The organism is Phytohabitans sp. LJ34 (genome assembly GCF_052068095.1).
In the GTDB taxonomy this organism is placed as follows: domain Bacteria; phylum Actinomycetota; class Actinomycetes; order Mycobacteriales; family Micromonosporaceae; genus Phytohabitans.
In genome coordinates this window covers 375427-393726 of sequence record NZ_JBQHDG010000001.1, presented here as the reverse complement: position 1 = coordinate 393726, position 18300 = coordinate 375427, and the positions used below count along the sequence as shown (strand labels likewise).

13 protein-coding genes are annotated in these 18300 nt (G+C 69.7%); 4 read left to right on the top strand and 9 right to left on the bottom strand.

Annotation, left to right across the window (positions count from 1 at the left end; all coding sequences use genetic code 11):
• Positions 1-54: 54 nt before the first annotated feature.
• Positions 55-1167 carry a peptidoglycan DD-metalloendopeptidase family protein gene (locus ACTMTJ_RS01880; RefSeq protein WP_441214235.1) on the bottom strand — a complete coding sequence of 371 codons (1113 nt, stop codon included), beginning with the start codon at positions 1165-1167 and terminating at the stop codon, positions 55-57.
• A 389-nt stretch (positions 1168-1556) separates the two neighbouring features.
• Between ACTMTJ_RS01880 and ACTMTJ_RS01875 the strand changes: the two genes are divergently transcribed.
• Positions 1557-2525 (top strand): alpha/beta fold hydrolase, encoded by a 969-nt coding sequence (locus ACTMTJ_RS01875; protein WP_441214234.1) that lies wholly within the window; start codon positions 1557-1559, stop codon positions 2523-2525.
• Here ACTMTJ_RS01875 and fxsT read toward each other — a convergent pair.
• From fxsT to ACTMTJ_RS01850, 5 genes are all read right to left on the bottom strand, one after another.
• Positions 2505-6416 (bottom strand): FxSxx-COOH system tetratricopeptide repeat protein, encoded by a 3912-nt coding sequence (gene fxsT / locus ACTMTJ_RS01870; RefSeq protein WP_441214233.1) that lies wholly within the window; start codon positions 6414-6416, stop codon positions 2505-2507. The genes ACTMTJ_RS01875 and fxsT overlap by 21 nt on opposite strands.
• Positions 6413-7612: a TIR-like protein FxsC gene (locus ACTMTJ_RS01865; protein ID WP_441214232.1), complete on the bottom strand. Its 1200-nt coding sequence runs from the start codon at positions 7610-7612 to the stop codon at positions 6413-6415. The genes fxsT and ACTMTJ_RS01865 overlap by 4 nt, the downstream gene beginning before the upstream one ends.
• A complete protein-coding gene (locus ACTMTJ_RS01860) occupies positions 7609-8253 on the bottom strand; it encodes a TIR-like protein FxsC (RefSeq protein ID WP_441214231.1) in 645 nt (214 codons plus the stop codon). The genes ACTMTJ_RS01865 and ACTMTJ_RS01860 overlap by 4 nt, the downstream gene beginning before the upstream one ends.
• 122 nt (positions 8254-8375) lie before the next feature.
• Positions 8376-10652, bottom strand: coding sequence for an FxsB family cyclophane-forming radical SAM/SPASM peptide maturase (locus ACTMTJ_RS01855; protein WP_441214230.1), 2277 nt, complete (start codon positions 10650-10652; stop codon positions 8376-8378).
• Positions 10653-11020: 368 nt separating this feature from the next.
• A complete protein-coding gene (locus ACTMTJ_RS01850; RefSeq protein WP_441214229.1) occupies positions 11021-11887 on the bottom strand; it encodes a bifunctional methylenetetrahydrofolate dehydrogenase/methenyltetrahydrofolate cyclohydrolase in 867 nt (288 codons plus the stop codon).
• Positions 11888-11936: 49 nt separating this feature from the next.
• Between ACTMTJ_RS01850 and ACTMTJ_RS01845 the strand changes: the two genes are divergently transcribed.
• On the top strand, positions 11937-13568 hold the full coding sequence (locus ACTMTJ_RS01845; protein WP_441214485.1) for a peptide ABC transporter substrate-binding protein: 1632 nt from the start codon (positions 11937-11939) through the stop codon (positions 13566-13568).
• A 96-nt stretch (positions 13569-13664) separates the two neighbouring features.
• Here the strand turns inward: ACTMTJ_RS01845 and purH are convergent, their stop codons facing one another.
• Both purH and purN read right to left on the bottom strand, forming a co-directional pair.
• Positions 13665-15194 carry a bifunctional phosphoribosylaminoimidazolecarboxamide formyltransferase/IMP cyclohydrolase gene (gene purH / locus ACTMTJ_RS01840; RefSeq protein WP_441214484.1) on the bottom strand — a complete coding sequence of 510 codons (1530 nt, stop codon included), beginning with the start codon at positions 15192-15194 and terminating at the stop codon, positions 13665-13667.
• Positions 15195-15292: 98 nt separating this feature from the next.
• The gene (gene purN / locus ACTMTJ_RS01835) at positions 15293-15904 is read right to left on the bottom strand and encodes a phosphoribosylglycinamide formyltransferase (RefSeq protein ID WP_441214228.1); all 612 of its coding nucleotides are present in this window, start codon (positions 15902-15904) and stop codon (positions 15293-15295) included.
• A 108-nt stretch (positions 15905-16012) separates the two neighbouring features.
• Between purN and ACTMTJ_RS01830 the strand changes: the two genes are divergently transcribed.
• Positions 16013-16588 (top strand): DUF4190 domain-containing protein, encoded by a 576-nt coding sequence (locus ACTMTJ_RS01830; protein ID WP_441214227.1) that lies wholly within the window; start codon positions 16013-16015, stop codon positions 16586-16588.
• A gap of 101 nt (positions 16589-16689) precedes the next feature.
• Positions 16690-16920 (top strand): hypothetical protein, encoded by a 231-nt coding sequence (locus ACTMTJ_RS01825; RefSeq protein WP_441214226.1) that lies wholly within the window; start codon positions 16690-16692, stop codon positions 16918-16920.
• Between the two features lie 53 nt (positions 16921-16973).
• On the opposite strand, the gene ACTMTJ_RS01820 is transcribed toward ACTMTJ_RS01825, so the two are convergent.
• Complete coding sequence (locus ACTMTJ_RS01820; protein ID WP_441214225.1) at positions 16974-18275, bottom strand: cell division protein PerM; 1302 nt, start codon at positions 18273-18275, stop codon at positions 16974-16976.
• Positions 18276-18300 lie beyond the last annotated feature (25 nt).

Below are 18300 nucleotides of genomic sequence, written 5' to 3'. Positions count from 1 at the left end.
GTCGTCTCACTCCCTGATACGGACGGCACTCTTTTCCGGACCGTATCAGCCGGCTCAGGTGCAGAGTCCGTTGACCGGGGCGCCTGTGCCGGTCCACACGTACGCGTCGCTCACCCAGCTCCCGTCGGCCAGCTTGTTCCACAGGTCCGTGACGTAGCTGTTGCGGCCGGCGTGCTTGGTACCCCGGGCCGAGCAGGTGATCGTCACCGTGTCGCCGTCGGTCAGCTTGCCCACCACCGGGTTGGCCGTGCCGGGGCCGGAGCGGCGGTTGAGCGTGGTGCCGCCGTCGGTGTCGACCACGCCCTGGGTGAGGCCGAGCGCCCCGTAGTTGTAGAGGCCGCCGCCGACCGCGACCCGCTTCGAGCCGTGCAGCGCGGCGCCGTCGTACGCGCCGCCGGTCGCGACGATCACCCACTTGCCGAACGAGTACTTGTCGATCGGCGTGTACGCCCCGTCGCGCCGCAGCGAGAAGTGCACGTGCTTGCCGGTGGAGCGGCCGCCGCAGGAGACGTCGTTGCCGATGTTGCCAAGGAACGCACCCTCGGCCACCCGCTTGCCGTCCACTTTGATGTTGCCTTCGAGGTGGTAGTAGTCGGTGGCGAAGCCGCGGTCGTGTACCACGCGCACCCAGCCCCGACCGGATTTGCACATCGTGTACGCCAGCCCGGCCCGCGCCGCGAGCACCTTGCCGTCGCCGCCGGCCAGGTCGACCGAGCTGCGCGCGCCGCCGCTCATCGGGTGCGGCCCGCCGGTGTACCGCCAGGTCTGCCCGACCGCGAACGGCAGTCGCATCCCGGTGCGCCGGTCGGTGGTGGACTCGGGCCCGCGCGTGCGCGCCCTCGTCGCACCGAGGGCGCGGCGCTCGTCGCCGGTCAGGATCACGGACGCGGCGCTGAGCGTGGCGAACTCCGCCTCGCCCTCCAGCGCGACCCGCCAGACGCCGGTCTCCCGCCGCGCGACGAAGAGCCACCCCTCCGGGTACGCGGCGGTCGGCCGCACGGCGGTGCCGAAGCCCCACCGGTCGGTGGTGCGGGGAGCGATGTTCACCTGCACGGTCGGGCCGAGCCGCGCGACAACAGCCGCCTCAAGACCCCCGACGGACGCCGCGGCCGCCGGCGTGCCAGCACCTACGAGGGAAAGGGCCAGAAGCGCAATGGGTAGTCGCATAACTCGATCTTGAACAAAAGATACAATTTGGTCACGGTGCCGCGCCGACGCCAGCACCAGCGAACCAACATCGAGCGGGTCTCGAACGGTGGGCCGGATTCGGGCAGGACGCGGTCGAACCGCCCGAGGCATCGGCGCCCACCGATTTACACCTCATCGACCGGTACGCCGGGCACTCCCTGAGGGTCAGGCTACTGGGTTGGCACTTTCAACTGGCATATGTGGCCGAAATGGATCTCCCCGTGGCGCTTCCGTGCCAACAATTTGCCTGACAGGGCTACCGAACGCAACGATGACTGAACGGGCCTTGGCGCCTTAACCTGGTAGATTGAGAGGGGCATCTGCCGTTCGAGGCGGTCCCCCCTTTCTGTCCCCGAAAGGAAGCGCGAGTGGCCTCGGCGCAGTTGTCCCCACCGCTGGTGGTGGTCACGACCCGTGACGGCCGGCGACTTGCCGTCGAAGTCACGGGCGCACCGGATGGTTTGCCGGTCTTCCTCCTGCACGGCACGCCCGGGAGCCGGAGCGGTCCCAAACCGCGGGGCATCGTTCTGTACCGGATGGGCATTCGCCTCATCTCATACGACCGCCCGGGATATGGCGACTCCGATCGCCACGAGGGCCGCAGCGTGGCCGACGTGGCTGGCGACATCGAGGCGATCGCCGACCACTTGAATCTCGACCGTTTCGCGGTCGTCGGCCGCTCCGGCGGTGGCCCTCATGCCCTGGCCTGTGCCGCGCTCCTGTCTGACCGGGTCACGCGGGCCGCGGCGCTGGTCAGCATCGCACCCGCCGACGCGCCGGACCTCGACTGGCACCATGGCATGACCCACCTCAACGTCAACGAGTATCGGTCGGTCGACGCCTCCGGTACGGCATACGCCGCCGAGCTGGCCGCGCGTACGGAGGAAACACACAACAAGCCGGAGAGTCTCGTCGACCACCTGCGTCCGGCGTTGTGCGAAAGAGACCACCGCGTGGTCGACGACATCGCGATGAGAAAGCTCCTCACCGCCAGCTACAGGGAGGCGACCCGATCCGGCCCCGGGGGCTGGATCGACGATGTCACGGCGTTTCGCAAGAGCTGGGGCTTCGAACTCTCGACGATCAGGCCCCCGGTCCTGCTCTGGCACGGCGACGCCGACACATTTTCACCGCTCCAGCACACCAGATGGCTGGCGAAGCAGATTCCCAGTGCCAAGCTGCTGGTCAAAGAAGGCGCGGGTCATTTCGCCGCGGTCGAGATCCTGCCACTGACGTTGATGTGGCTCAGCGGCGTCCGGCAGGCCGCCGCGGACGACGTCCTGCCGGGGCCAGATTGGATGGCTGAGGCGTTTCCGTCAGAATGGGTGCGGATCTAGCACCCGATGCACAAGCCTCTCCGCCTGAAGCGTCTTGACCACCGGATGGTGGCGGCCGATCGCGTCGATCAGACGCCGCACTGATCCCGTCGGGTCGGCGCCCTGATCGGTCCGGCCGAGCCACCTGCCGGTGATCGCCACATGCGACTGACAGCAAAGGGTGTCCGGATGCTCCGGGCCGAGCGCCTCCGCCATCCGCGCCGCCACCTCCTGCATGCGGACGTGTGCCTCCTCGACCTCACCCTGCTCGGCCCGGCAGCTCGCCAGGTTCATCGCCGCCGCCAGGCTGTACGGGTGGTCGGGTCCGAGCGTGTGCTCGAACTCCTCGCTGGCCCGCTGTGCCAGCTCCACGGCCCGCTCAACCTGACGCGCCGCGCTGGCGGCCGCCGAGAGGTTGGTGAAACACACGAGCGTGTGGGGATGGCTAGGGCCGAGGAACTTTTCGTAGGCCTCGGTCACCTCCTCCATCTCCGCCATGGCCTGCGCCAGCGATCCGGTCGCCAGCAGGTTGGCCGACCGGCTCAGCCGGCAGGCGAGCGTGTCCGGGTTGCCGGGACCAAACCGTTGCTGGAGCCGGTCGTAGGCCTCGTCCAGGAGGGGCGCGGCGTCGGCCGCCTTGCCGGCGCTGCGCATCGAAACGGCGAGGTTTGCCTGCGTTTTCAGCGAGTCTGCCGCCTCCTTCCCCAGCACCGAGTGCAGGCTGCTCAACACGTTTTGGAGAAGCAGCACCGATTCCTCGTATTCACCGGCCTCGCGGAGATCACGGCCCAGGCAGGACGCCGATGCCAAGGTGCTGGGGTGGTCGGTGCCACGCACGATCTGAAGCCGGGCATAGACCTTCTCGTCGCGGCTGCGGGCGTCGCGGAAGTTGCCCACCGCGCGGAACGAGACAGCGAGGTTGTTGGCGGTGACCAGGGTTTGCGGGTGCAACTCGCCGAACACCTCCGCCCACACGCGATAGGCGTTCTCGTCCATTTCCAGCGCCTCCGCGTACATGCCGAGCCCGCGGAGGTCGGCGGCCAGGCCGCGGGCGGTCATCAGCGTGTGCGGATGCTCCGCGCCGAGCAGCGCTTGCTGCGCCGCGTGGACCTCCTCGTTGATCTGCCTCGCTTCCTCGAAACGACCCTGCGAGCGCAGGATGTTGGCGAGGTTGAACCGGAGGTGGAGCAGGTGCCGGCGCAGCGCGTCGGCCTCGTCCTCGTCCGACATGGAGTTCAGCTGCTCGAGCCAGGCTGCCTCGACCTGACGGCCGAACTTCTCGCCCTCGCTGAAGTCGCCGCCGAGCCAGAGATATCGCAGGCGGCTGACGATCAGCTGCCACATCTTCTCGTCGGTGCTGTGCAGGGCATGTGAGACCTCGAGGTGGGGCCAGAGCGTCCGGTAGCGGGCCCAGGTGGCCGGACTGTCGACCTCGCCGTCCGGCCGAGACCCGCAGAGCACTCGGTGGACCTGCTGGCGCACCTCCGCCAGCTCCTCGTCCGTCATCCGCGCGCGGACGACGGCCTGCAACAGGCGGTGGATGGCAACCTGCTGGTTGTGGGGGTCGAGCTTGACCAAGGCGAGCCGATTGGTGCGCTGGATCAGCGCGGACCGCACCATGGGCTCGATGACGGTCGCGTCGTACGGCTTGAGTGCGGCGGCCATCTCGTCGCTGTAGACCAGGCTCAGCGCGATTTCGGGGGCCAGCACCGAGCAGAGTTGGAGCAGGCGGTACGCGGCCTCGGACTGGCTCCGCAGGCGGGTGAGCGAAAGGTCCCACGTCGCCTCCACCGCGGCGCCGCTTCCCTTGTCGTCCGAGCCGGACAGCGCGCGTGGACCGTGGCGTTCGATCTCGCGCAGGTACTCGGGCACCGAGGTGAGGGTCTCCGCGAGCCACGCACCGGCCGCGGCGATCGCGATCGGCAGGTCACCGAGGATCTCCGCCACCTGGTCGGCCTCTTGCGCCGTCATCTCGGTCACGCGCTGGCGAAGGTGCGCGACGCTTTCCGCCCGCCGGAACACATCGACGGACATCCCCTTGGCATAGTCAGCCCACGCCTGGTTTCGGGACGTGATGATGATGTGGCCGTTTCCCTCCGGCATGAACCGCATGACCTGCTCCAAGTCCTCGGCGTTGTCGAGGACCACAAGCCAGCGACCGAACGGCTCGCCTCGGCGCAACGCCTGTAGCGCCCAGCGCGCCTTGTCGATGGTCTTGGACTCGGGTGGCACGGCGAGGCGGTCGGCCAGGTCGGCCAGCGCCGTGTCGATGAACTGGGGCAGTTCGGCGTTGACCCACCAAACGATGTCGTACGCGTTTCGGAACCGGTGGACATACTCCAAAGCGACCTGGGTCTTGCCCACGCCGCCCATCCCTTGCAGCGCCACCGGGAGTGCGGATGTCTTGGGCAGCACGATCGCCGTGCGATCCGACTGTAGGTGGGCACGGAGGCGCACGAGCTCCTCTTCCCGTCCCGTGAACATCGCGTTGCGGGTCGGCGCGGAGAAGATCCTCGGCTCCGCGCCCGGGAAGCGGGCCAGGTGGGGAGGTCGCTCCTTTATGGCCGAACCTTGGCGCCCGAGCAGCCGGAGGACGCGTTCCTCGGCGCTCTGCTCCGAAAGCCCGACGATGGTGGCTGACGTATCGCTCGGAAACGCGGGCAGCGGACGCAGCTCGCCGACATAGATCGCCAGCGGCGGTCGTGTGCTGACCTCCTCCCGCGGAGAGGTCGCCAGGGCGTCCGCCGCCACGTACGCACCGGAAACGACGGCCAGCCGGCGCGGCTTGACCCGGCGCCCCTCCGCGGTGAGGTGGACACCTCCGCTCGCGTGGACGCGTATGTCCGCGCTTTGCAGGACCGCCCCGATCCACTCCGCCCACAGCTGATCGGCCGGTGCGTACTCGAGGACGACGTCCTTTTCGATGTACTCGGGCACCTTGCGGATGAAGCGTGCCTTCTGGTGCAGGCGGGTGGCTTCGTCCATCGGCGGCAGCGCCCGGACCTCGCCGCCGGTGATGTAGTGGGTCAACGTCTCGAACGCGGCCAGCAACGAGGTGCGCGACCCCGGCTCGTCGCCGAATGTGGCGAGCGTCTCCTCGTAGGCGTAGTACGGCTTGTACGGCACCTCCACGGCGGCCCAGTACGCGTCGCGCTCCTCGTCGCTCATCCGCGCCGGCAGCGAGCCGAAACTCCGCTTGGCGAAGGCGCGGCCGGCGTCGACCTTCTCCTTTTCCGCGGCGTCGACGCGCATCGGCACGGGCAGGATCTGGATCTCGCGTTTGATGTAGTTGCGGACCCGGCGAGCGACCCATGCCGCCCCCTCGATGCCCTGGTCGCTGAGTGTGAAGCAGTCGACCAGGAGATCGGGAAGGTGCATCGTGCAGATGTCCGCGACGTCGCTCAGCCCGGTACGGCTGTCGATCAGCGTGTAGTCGTACCGGCGTTTCATGTCGTCGCGCAGTGCGTCGAAGAACGCGGCGCCGTCGAGCCGGTCGTAGAAATTGTCCCAGTCGAGGCCGCTGAGGGTGGCGGCGTAGTGGTCACTCTGGCGTCCGGCGGAGAGAAAGGCGAGCGAGCCGCCACTGGGAAATTGCCAGCCCACCGTGAAGGCACCGCCGACCTTGACGTACTCCTTCTGCCAGCCGTCGTCGCGATGCCGGTTTTTGATCGCCTCGTCCTCGTAGGCCCGGACAAGGTCGATGATCCCTTCGGTGCCGCCGATCACATCGGGATCGAGAAACGGCTTGTAGAACCGATGCAGGCCGGGCGACTCGAGATCCCAGTCGGTGACCAGCACGCGCTTGCCGCTGGCCGCCAGGATCCACGCGACATTCGCGACCGCCATCGTACGCCCGGTGCCACCCTTGTATGAGTAGAACGTGACGATCTGACCCACACGTGTGTCTGTCATGGTCTTTCCTCAACCGGCAGAGTTTCGGCATCCGGATCGATCAGCTTCGGACGCTTGACCGACTTGGTCGACGTGGGAACGGGCACATTCTTCAGGTACTGACGGCGTGCCTTGGCGATGAGACTGGGCATGATGCGAACGAACTCGCTCAGCTGACCCACCCGCTCCGGACGCCGACCGCCTTCCGCATAGAGGATATCCGCCGCTGTGCCTGCGAGTTTCGCGCCCCGCGCCAGATACTCGGGATCTTCTTCGTCCGCCACGATGAGCGGAATCACCCACTCGGGGAGCTCCCGCGCGAGGTCGCTCAACACCCGCGCGCCGTCTCGCGCGGCAATCACCCATGGATCGATGAGCAGCACGGCCGGACGCCCCGGCATCGGCCCGCCCGCGTCGGCGTAGTCGCTGACCTTGGTGGACAGCCCGAGCCGCTGCGCCGTGTTCGCGGCGTCGTCCGCGACCGGCAACGCCTGGCGGTTGCCAAACGGCCGCCACAGCACACTCGTCTCGCCGTAGCCGTCCGTGGCACGCTCCGGTGGCAGGTCCACAGTGGCGGGTGCGAGGACGGCCACCTCGAAAGCCGCGTCGACTCCGACACCCTGGTACGGGTCGGGTGTTGGCGACGGCCGCAGTGGGGCCCGTTCGGCCAGGTCCACGATGCCGCCGGCGATACGCCCCAGGACCGCTCGGTACTGGTCCTCGAAGTAGCTCAGCATTCGCAGCCCGCGCATGCCGTTCTCCAGGTACTCCGGAACGTCGTGCGCCAGCTTTCGGGCACGGCGAATCTGCGCCACGTGCGCCTCTCCGGGGTCCTCCCAGGACATGAACGGCACCCAGAGCACCGGAAGGAGCCGATCCGAAGGCGATCGTTGCTCGGCCACCCGCGCCCCGAACGCCTCCTGCTCCCTCGCCGACCAGGAGTTGCGGATGTAGCCCGGCGAGTACAGCGCCACGAACACCTGTGCCGAGCCGAGCGCCCGGAGGAGCGCGGTCCGAGCGTCGGCCGCGGGAGAGACCTCCAGGTCCAGAAAGCCGACCTCGGCGCCCACGTCGTGGCGGGCCCGCCGTCGTACCTCGAGGGACAGGTCCCGGAAGAACTCACGGACCCATGAGTCGGCGTCCGTACGCGCGCTGTCTGTCGGCGGTGCCACACGCGCATGGCTGAGGAAGAAGTACGTTTCCGGCGTCGGACTCATGGCACCCCCCGGTCACGGAAGACGTTGCGTAGCTCCTCCGGGCCTTCGGGAATCAACGAAGTCACCCAGTGGGACCGGAAAATCGACATCACGTGCTGCGCGAGCCGCCAGACGACCGCGCGATATTCCTTTTCCATGCCGAGCCGGAGCAGCCCCAGGAGACCCTCCCGCTCGTACGCCTCGACGATCTTCTGATCGGGTAGGCGTGCCGGAGTGAACCATTGGATCCCGCGGACGACATCGGGAAGATCGCCTGGCTCGATCGGCGACCACCGGACCGGCACGATCCCGGTCGCGTTGTCGGGCCGGCCGTCCGCACGCCGCACCCTCGTCCTGCGAGCGAAGGCGTGCCACTCCATGCCGCACCAGTCGCTCGTGATCAGCGAGGCGGAGAGCAACGGCACGAAGACCTGGCAGGTGCCGGCGGCCCTCAACAGCTCCGGACTCCACCGCTCGCCGCCGCCCATGACGGTGTCCATGAATCCGGGATACGCGCCCACCACACGGCCGAGGAGCTCGCTGATATCCGTCGAGAAGTCTTCGAAGAAGCGGGCGACCTCGTCGCGCGTCGCGGTGATATGCGCGTAGCTCATGAAGAACAGCGGCTCCCCCGGCTCGAGCTCGAACACGGGGCCGTCCATGGCGCTGCTCTCCCTGCCGACCGGGCGTGCCGTCCGCCACCATGGTAGGTATCCCTCCAAACCTCGGCGCGAAACGTGCTTTCTGATCGACTGTCAGCTATCCGACCACGTATTGAAGATCGCTACCAGCCATCCGCGCGCTGAAGCATTCGGCCGACGAATCGTTCGCCTTCGACCGTAAGCGCACCGGTGCCGACGAGCTGATCGATCGCCGCGTGCACCCAGTCTCGGTAGCGTCGAAAGGTCGCGCTCGCCCGGTCGCGGGTGCGCCAGATCTCGGCGACCGCCAGGTGCGCATAGGTCCCTTGCAGCACGGCTTCGAGCGGCCGCGGGTCCGAACGCCATCCCACCCGAAGGCGCAGATCGCGGGTGGTGTCGACAAGATCGCACAGATCCAGCACGGCGCCGAGCTTGAGATGCTGGATCTCATGCACCAGCAGGACGGCCAGCGCGTCGCCGTCCGGGACTTCCGCCACTCCCACGGCGCCGAACGCCAGTCTGCTGGTCGCGCTGCGCTGGAGACCACCTTCGCCGGGCAGCAGCGGGGTCAGCGCACGCAACCCGACACGCAGGGCGGGCATGTGCCCAGGCGCGTACTCCCGGATGCTCTTCCAGGCGACGTCCTGCAACCGCTGCCAGGAGTCCACCGCGGTGCCGTCCAGTCGGGTGGCCACCGGCGCGCCGTAGCAGTCGCGGTAGGGATCGGTGTCTTCGAGCTCGACCACCAGCCCATCCCCATCGAGCCGCCGGACCGGATGCCAGTTCGTGAGGCGCGGAGCCGCACCCACGACGGGTGCCGTGTGGACGGTGCCGCCCGCCCGAACCTCGAACCCGCCGGTGACGGACCGGAGCGTCGCTACCTCACCGACGCCGGGGCCGAGCACCAACCGGCCGAGCGTCGGCAGATACACCATCTCGTCGTGCACCGGCAACGCGATCTCGACAAGCTCGCCGGCCCGCACCGCGGCGGCCGCGGCCAGACAAGCCAGGTAGGCCGGATCCGCCTCTCGTCTCAGGCACCGCACCGCCCATGCCTTCACGTACGGATGGGCCAGCACCTGCTCGACTGCCCGTGGACGCTCGCCGTCGAGCCGGCCGAGCAGATCCCATCCGTCGACCGCCACCTGGTTGTCCGTCGTCGCGCCGAGCACCGCCAGCAGCGCTCGGGTGATGGAGAGTTGGGAAGCGGCCAGATACCTCATGGTGGCCGCGTCGCCGTAACCAGAGCCCAACTCGTCCAGGACGGTCTCGGGCACCGAAGTGCTTGCCCGCGCAGGTGTGCTGTCCATACGGGAGATGAACTCCTTGAGGTCGGAGCAGTAGACCGAGGGATTGTCGTACCCGTTGGCGGACCGGAACCGGTGGGCGTACAACCCACCGCCGCACCGGTGCACCACCTCGCAGTCGCGGCACGTCTCGCACACGCCCCTGATCCCCGACTGGCGGACGGCGATACCCGGGTGCCGGGCCGTGTCGTCGACCGTGTGCCGAAACACGTCGAGGCCGGTCGCCGCCGCTCCGTCGTAGGCCGTCTTCAGCGAGTCCGCCTGCTCCCAGGTCCCGTCAGTCTCGATGACGGCGACGTCGGCCGGGTCGAGGCCGACCGCTTCGGTAAAGCTGGGGCCGCCGCCGGCCGTCGACAGCAAAGAGTCGAAGAGGCGAATCGGAACCGGCCGCCCGTCGCGTATCCAGCGTTCGTAGATCCTGCCGAGCCAGGTCGCGTACGGCGTAGGATCGGCGTGCGGCCGTGGCGGAGGGTGATCCCACGTGGCATGCGGCAGCAGCAGGTCGATGCGGGGCGGATCCTCGGCCAGCAACGCCTCGTACACCTGGATCGGATCGCTTTCGGCGTCGACGGTGCAGAGAATGCCGCCATAGATCTGTCGGTGCTTTCGCAGCAACGCGAGCGCGCGGAGTGTCTGTCGATGACTGCTCGCGCCGTTGGCGAATCGGCGGTGCCGGTCATTGGCCACGCGATCGCCGTCCAATGAGACTCCCACGTGGACGCGGAAGTCGGCGAGGATCGCACAGAATCGTTGCGAGAGCAGCACGCCATTGGTCTGAAGGTGCAGCCGCAGGTCGGTGACGGGCGCAATCGTGGCGTGGAGCACCGTGAGTACGTCACGTAATCTGGCCGGCCCCAGGAGGAGCGGCTCGCCGCCGTGGAGCACGACATGCACCTGGCCGAGCCGGTGGGAGCGCACGTGTTCGGCGATCCGCCTCGCCGCAGCCTTTACCGTGCGGAGGTCGATCGCGTGGGGACGTTTGCGCCAGCTGTGGTCGCCGTGCTCGTAGACGTAGCAATGGTCACAGGCAAGATCGCAACGGCTGTGGACCTTGAGTACGTAGTTGGTCAGGGCAGGGGTCGGCGACGGCTGGACAGCGTCCGCGATCGACACGACGGAGACTAGATGGCGGACTGGAACCGCGTGGGATCATGATCCGGTAAGACCCGACGACAGACCGCCGCCACCAATCCAGGGTGCTGGTCGAATATCGCGTCCAACCGGGTGAGCTGAAGGTCCTTCAACTCAGTGGGATCGAGACCTGGTGGGCCGGTGTCCGGCAAACGCGCTCCGACTTGGTTCACGACGGTTTCCCCTTAGTTCAAGCAACATCGATCCCCCTGGTTAGGATAGGCAATACTCGCCGTGATGTCACGGTTGCGGGAGAGTCAACTTCGACATCCGCCGATGCGAGAAAAATCGAGTATTCGGCCGATTCCCAGAGTTCCGGAGGCCAGGCGGCGTGCGGGCGGCGCGTGAGCTTAGCCGGCGTCCCGCTCCGCGCGTTCGACCACATTGGTCAGCAGCATCGCGCGGGTCATCGGGCCGATCCCGCCCGGCACCGGGGCGAGCGCGCCGGCCACCTCGGCCACGTCTGGGGCCACGTCGCCGGTGTAGACACCCTTGCCGTCCTCGCCGACCACGCGGGTGATGCCGACGTCGATTACGACCGCGCCGGGGCGCACCATGTCGGCGGTGACCAGCCCGGGCACGCCAGCCGCGGCGATCACGATGTCGGCGCTGCGGGTGTGCGTGCCCAGGTCGCGTGTGCCCGTGTGGCACAGGGTCACGGTCGCGTTTTCGCTCCGGCGGGTGAGCAGCAGCCCGAGCGGGCGCCCGACCGTCGTGCCGCGGCCGACCACGGTGACCTCGGCGCCGCGCAGCTCCACCCCGTATCGCCGGAGGATCTCCACGATCCCGCGGGGCGTGCAGGGCAGCGGCGCCGGGTAGCCGAGCACGAGCCGGCCCAGGTTGACCGGGTGCAGGCCGTCGGCGTCCTTGTCCGGATCGATCAGCTCCAGCACCCGCTGGGTGTCGATCTGCGGCGGCAGCGGCAGCTGCACGATGTAGCCGTGGCAGGCCGGGTCGGCGTTGAGCTCCGCGACGACGGCCTCGACCTGCTCCTGCGTGGCGTCGGCGGGCAGCTCGCGCTGGATCGAGGCGATGCCCACCTCGGCGCTGTCGCGGTGCTTGCCCCGCACGTACGCATGTGACCCCGGGTCGTCGCCCACCAGCACGGTGCCGAGCCCTGGAATGATGCCTCTTTCGGCGAGAGCCTTGACCCGCGCCCGCAGGTCGTCCTTGATTGCGGACGCTGTTGCCTTACCGTCCAGGAGTGTCGCGGTCACGCCGCAAATGGTCTCATAAGGAGCCGACGAGAAACTGATGAGGGATGTCATGCAGCTACGCGCGATCGCCGTCTGTGCGATCCTCCCGGCGCTGGCCCTGACGGCGTGCGACCCGCTCGGCGGCGAGTCGGCCAGCGGCACCGGCCCGCGCTCGGTGAGCGTGCAGATCGCCCAGCCGCGACACCTGCTGCCGACGAACACGAACGACCCGGACGGCGCCCAGGTGCTCTCCGCGCTGTTCGCCCCGCTGGTCACCTACGACGGCGACCACCGCCCGCGCGAGCTGGCCGCCGAGTCGATCAAGTCGACCGACCGCCGGGTCTGGACCATCACGCTCAAGGACGGCTACACGTTCCACAATGGCGAGAAGGTGACCGCCGACAGCTACATCAACGCGTGGAACTACGGCGCCTACGCGCCCAACAGGCAGAGCAACGGCTACTTCTTCGCCAAGATCGGTGGGTACGCGGACACCCAGCCCACCGACCCCGACGGTGCCGGCCCGCAGCCGGTCGCCGAGCCGAAAGCCAAGACCCTCTCCGGCCTCAAGAAGCTTGACGACCGCACCTTCCAGGTCACGCTCTCCACGCCGTTCACCGAGTTCAAGGCGATGCTCGGCGACACCGCTTTCTACCCGCTCCCCACCTCCGCGTGGAAGGAGCCGGGCGTGCTGGCCGACGGCTTCGAGGACGCGATCGTGGGGCAGGGGCCGTTCAAGCTCAAGGGCGGCTGGCGAGACAAGTCGGCGATCGAGGTCGAGCGCTTCGACGCGTACCCGGGCGACAAGCCCAGCGTCGAGAGCGCCGCATTCCGGGTCTACGACAACCTCGCCAAGGCGTACGAAGACGTCCGCGACGGCGACCTCGACGTGATCCGCACGATCCCCGCCGAGCAGGTGACCAGCGCGGCCAAAGACCTCGACGGCCGGGCCGGCAGCAGCCCCGACTCGACGATCCAGTTCCTCGCGTTCCCGGCGTACCGGCCCGAGTTCTTCAAGGGAAGCGTGCGGCGCGCGGTCTCGATGGCGATCGACCGGGACGCGATCGTCACGTCGGTGTTCCACGGCGCGCAGCGGCCCGCCCGCTCGTTCGTCGCGCCCGTCGTGACCGGCTACCGCGAAAACAGCTGCGGCGCCGCCTGCGAGTTCGACCCCGCCGAGGCCAAGCGCCTCTACACCGAGGCGGAAGGCCCCGCCACGCTCCAGATCAGCTACAACGACGACGGCGGCCACAGGGCCTGGGTAGAGGCGACCTGCGCGCAACTCCAGGCCAACCTGGGCGTCCAGTGCACGGCGGTGGCCGAGCCACGCTTCGGCGACCTGCTCGCCAAGGTCGAGCAGCACAAGGCGGTCGGCCTGTTTCGGATGGGGTGGCCGATGGACTACCCCTCGATGGAGAGCTACCTCGCCCCGCTCTACTCCACCGCCGGCTCGTCCAACTACGCCGGCTACCGCAACGCCCGCTTCGACACCCTCGTCAACGACGCGATGCAGGCGCCCGACGAGGCGGCGACGATCAAGAAGTACCAGGAGGCCGAGGACATCCTCGCCCGGGACATGCCGGTGGTCCCGCTCCGCTTCGGCCAGAACAACTACGGCTACTCAGCCCGCGTCGGGGGTGTCGAGCTCGACATCTTCGGCCGGGTGAGCCTCACGAAGATCACCGTCAGCGCCGCCGCTTGATCGAAGAAGATTCGAGCTACCGCGACGTCCTCGCCTGCGGCCTCCGCGGACGTGGCGGTAGCTCGAATATCGATGTCGCGGTAGCTCGGATATCGATCAGTGGAAGAAGTGGCGTGTCCCGGTCAGGTACATGCTTATGCCGGCCGCGTTGGCGGCGGCGATGACCTCTTCGTCGCGGACCGAGCCGCCCGGCTGCACGACCGCGCGGACGCCCGCCTCGGCCAGCACCTCCAGCCCGTCGGGAAACGGGAAGAACGCGTCCGAGGCGGCCACCGCGCCGGCCGCCCGGCCGCTGGAGCGGGTCACCGCCAGGCGTGCGGAGTCGACGCGGTTGACCTGGCCCATGCCGACGCCCACGGCGGCGCCGTCGGCGGCGATCAGGATCGCGTTGGACTTCACGGAGCGCACCGCGCGCCAGGCGAACGCGAGGTCACGCAGGTCGTCGACCGGCTCGCCGGCCACGAGGCGCCAGGTGGCGGGGTCGTCGCCGGGCGCGCCGATGCGGTCGCTGATCTGGACCAGGACGCCGCCGCCGACGGGGCGCCACTCCGCGGGCAGCGGCTGCCACGGCGGGGCGACGAGGATGCGCAGGCTTTTCTTGGCGGACAGCAACTGCACCGCACCGTCCTCGTAGGACGGTGCCACGATCACCTCGGTGAAGACGTCGGCCACCTGCTTGGCCATCTCGACCGACACCGGGCGGTTGACCGCGATCACGCCGCCGAACGCCGACACCGGGTCGCACGCGTGCGCCTTGCGGTGGGCCTCCGCGACGTCGGCCGCGATCGCGATCCCGCACGGGTTGGCGTGCTTGATGATCGCCACGGCCGGGTCGCCGAAGTCGTTGGCGGCGCGCCAGGCCGCCTCGGCGTCGACGTAGTTGTTGTACGACATTTCCTTGCCGTGCAGCTGCTCGGCCTGCGCCAGCCCGGGCGGCGAGTCCGGGTTGAGGTAGAGCGCGGCCTCCTGGTGCGGGTTTTCGCCGTAGCGCAGCACGTCCGCCCGGCGCAGCGCCAGCCCGGCGAAGGCCGGCCAGCCGCGCGGGTCGGGGTCGAGCACGGCCGCCGTCCACTGGGCCACCGCGATGTCGTATTCCGCGATGTCCGCGAACGCGCGAGCCGCGAGCGACTTGCGCTGCGCCAGCGTGAAGCCGCCGCCGTCGAGGGCCTCCAGGAGCATTGGGTACAGGGAAACGGAGGTCACCACGGCGACCGAGGCGTGGTTTTTCGCGGCGGCGCGCACCATCGCCGGCCCGCCGATGTCGATCTGCTCGACGCAATCGTCTTCGCTCGCGCCCGAGTCGACCGTCTCGCGAAACGGGTAGAGGCTGGAGACCAGCAGGTCGAACGGGCGCACGCCCAGCTCCGCCAGCTGCGCCTCGTGGGCCGGGAGTCGCAGGTCGGCCAGCAGGCCCGCGTGGATCGCCGGGTGCAGCGTCTTCACCCGGCCGTCGAGGGTCTCCGGAAAGCCGGTCACGTCTTCGACCCGGGTCACCGGCGCACCGGCCGCCTCGATCGCCGCGGCGGTGGAGCCTGTGGACACCAGCTCGACGCCGGCCTCGTGCAGCGCCTTGGCCAGCTCCGGCAGGCCGGTCTTGTCGTACACGCTGATGAGGGCGCGCCGGATCGGACGCCGCCCCTCCGCGGAGCGCTGTGCCTGCCGCGCTCCGTCGCTCGGCGCTCGTCCTCCGTCGTGCCCAAGGCCCGTAGCCTCGCGACTCCCGCTCATGGGATCGTGACCTTTCTTCCCGTGATGGTCCAGCCCTCGCGGACCAGGCGGCCGACCGACTCGACGAGCTGGCGCCGCTCGGCCTCCTTGATCCGCTCGGTGAGCGTCTCCTCCGTGTCTTCGGGCAGCACGGGCACCGCGACCTGGGCGATGATCGGCCCGGTGTCGACGCCGGCGTCCACGAAGAACAGCGTCGCGCCGGTCACCCGCACCCCGTAGGCGAGCGCGTCGCGCGGGCCGTGCATGCCGGGAAACGCGGGGAGCAGCGAGTTGTGCGTGTTGATGTAGCGGTCGCCGAAAGCCTCGAGGAACGCGGCGCCGACGAGCTTGAGGAAGCCCGCGGAGATGACCAGGTCGGGCTTGTACTCGGCGACGTGCGCGGTGAGCGCGGCGTCCCACTGCTCGCGCGTGGGGTAGGCGCGGACGGAGTCGACGAAGGTGGGCACACCCGCCGCGGCCGCCCGGTCGAGGCCGGCGATGGCGTCACGGTCGGCACCCACGGCCACCACCCGGGCCCCGTACGCCGGGTCGCCGGCGGCGTCGAGCAGGGCCTGGAGATTGCTGCCCGAGCCGGATACCAGGACCACGAGACGAGCGGGATCACGCACGTCGAAACCCTACCGGGACCTCGCGGAGTGGCGATGACCAGGTACGCTGCCGGTCGCCGTGGGTCACCCGGCAGGAGGACCCAGCACCCTCGTCATCAAGGAGCTCCGATGCAGCCCGGCTATCCAGGCCAGGACCCGTACGGCCAGCAGCCTCAGGACCCTAACGCGCAGCCACCCTACGGCCAGCCCCAGTACGGTCAGCCGCCCACCTCTGGCCAGCCTTACGGTCAGCCGACCTCTGGCCAGCCGAGCTCCGGGCAGCCGTACCAGGACCCTTACTCCGCGCCGCAGCAGCCCTACCAGGACCCGTACGCCGCTCAGCAGCCGTACCAGGATCCGTACGGGCAGCAGCCCACCTCGGGCCAGCCGTACCCGCAGGCGCCGATCTACCCGGGCACGGGCTACGGCCCGCCGGCGCCCACGGGGCAGAACAACACGCAGGGCCTGCTCGCCATGATCTTCGGCATCGCGTCGATCCCGCTGGCCCTCTGCTGCGCCCTCCTCGGCCTGGGCCTCGGCATCGCCGGCGCGGTGCTCGGCCACCTGGGCCGCAACAAGGCCGACCAGGGCCTGGCGAGCAACCGCGGGCAGGCGCAGGCCGGTTTCATCACCGGCATCATCGGCGCCGTCATCGGCGTGGCCAACGGCATCCTCGGGCTGGTGCTCAACATCAGCTACTACTAGCGACTCGCCCAGGCGGCGGGGCTTGACGAGCATGTGATCAAACGCGAGCATCGTCCAGCCACGTCTATCCATCGGAGAAAGAAATTGGGGAGGAACAGAAAGTGACATACCCGCCACCCGCCGCGCAGCCGGCCAACGACAAGACGACCCTCTGGGGCGTTCTGGGCATCGTCCTCGGCCTCATCTGCTGCTGGCCCGCCGGCGTCGTTTTCGGCATCCTGGCTCTCCAGGAGGCGAAGAAGGCCGGCAAGCCGCCGACGCTGGCCTACCTCGCGTTCGCCGCGAGCGCGCTCAACCTGATCGTCGGCATCATCTACATCGCCGGTCGCTGACCTCAGGCGACCGCGTCGGGGCGTTCCGGGTGCACCGGGGCGCCCCGAGCTGTTTATGGCCCGGTGAACGCCCTCGTGCCGGCCGCGCCGATCACCGCGCCGACCGCCACGACCACCGCGGACATGACCACCACCTGCCACGCGACCGGCCCGATCTCCGCCATCCGCCCGCCGCCGAGCGAGCCGCCGGAGACGAGTGCACCCGCGCCTAGCACCAGGCCGGCGACCGGCCCGGACAGCAGCGCCGCGCCGAGGACCGCCCGCCAGCGGGCCGACCGGTCCGCCCGCAGCATGCGACGGGCGAGCAGCCAGCCGGCGGCCATCCCGGCCACGACCGGCACCGCGAGCAGGGCCGCGCCGGCACCGCCCAACGGGCCCTCCGGCAGCCCGGCCAGCAGCGGCACGGCGGGCAGCGCGCCGATCGACACCTCGGTGGTCCGCACGACCGTGTCGGTGCCGACCGCGAACCCGGGGCCGAGCAGGTAGGCGGCGGACCAGACCGCGGCGTTCGGCGCGTAGGCGACGCAGACGAGCGTGATGCCGGCCTGGCCGGTGACCCCGGTGCGGTACGCGCCGAGCATCTCGCTCGCGTCGCCCCCGCCCAGCGCCACGGCGAGCCCGGCCGCGCCCGCGCCCGCGCCGAACACCAGGAACGCGGCCACCACACCGGTGCGCAGCCCGTCGCGCAGCACGCCCGGCATCCGGCGGGCCACCAGCCGGAGCGCGCCGGTCGTGCGGAGCGCGCCGACCAGCGCGGCGGCGGCCCCGAACGCGGCGAGCGTCAGCCCGGCCCGGAGTGGCGAGGCGGAGACGTTTCCGGTGTTGAGGATGACGGCGGCGAGCAGGCCGATCACCCCGTACGCGAGGCCGACCGCGCCCGCGACGGAGAGCGCCTGAACCGGCGTGCCGCGGTGACGCGCGCCGATGGCCCGGCTGACGTGCACCCCCGCGCGGGATACCCGCCACGCCGCGAGCGCGGCCAGCGCCAGCGGGGCGAGGCCGATCGGCCCGGTGGGGGTGTCCAGCGGTACGCCGTGCCCGAGCAGCCAGCCGGCCAGGCCGAGGCGGGCCGCGCCGGGCGGTGAGCCGGCGTCCTCGGCGAACTGGGCCATGCCCAGCACGACGGCCACCGGCAGGTACGAGATGAGGGCGGCCCAGAGCGTCGCCACGGCGACGGCCACCGGGAGCGGGGCACGGCGGGCTCGCCGGACGGGGCGGCCAGGGTGGGCGCCGCGGCCCGGGCCAGAGCGCTGGCTAGGCAGCCGGACGGTTTCCTGCTCCCGGACCGTGATGCGCACAGTCTCCCTGTTGGCCGGGTTTTCCGGCTCGGGCTGGTCAGGGGTGGTGGCGGACATCAGGCCCTACTCTGACACGCGGCGG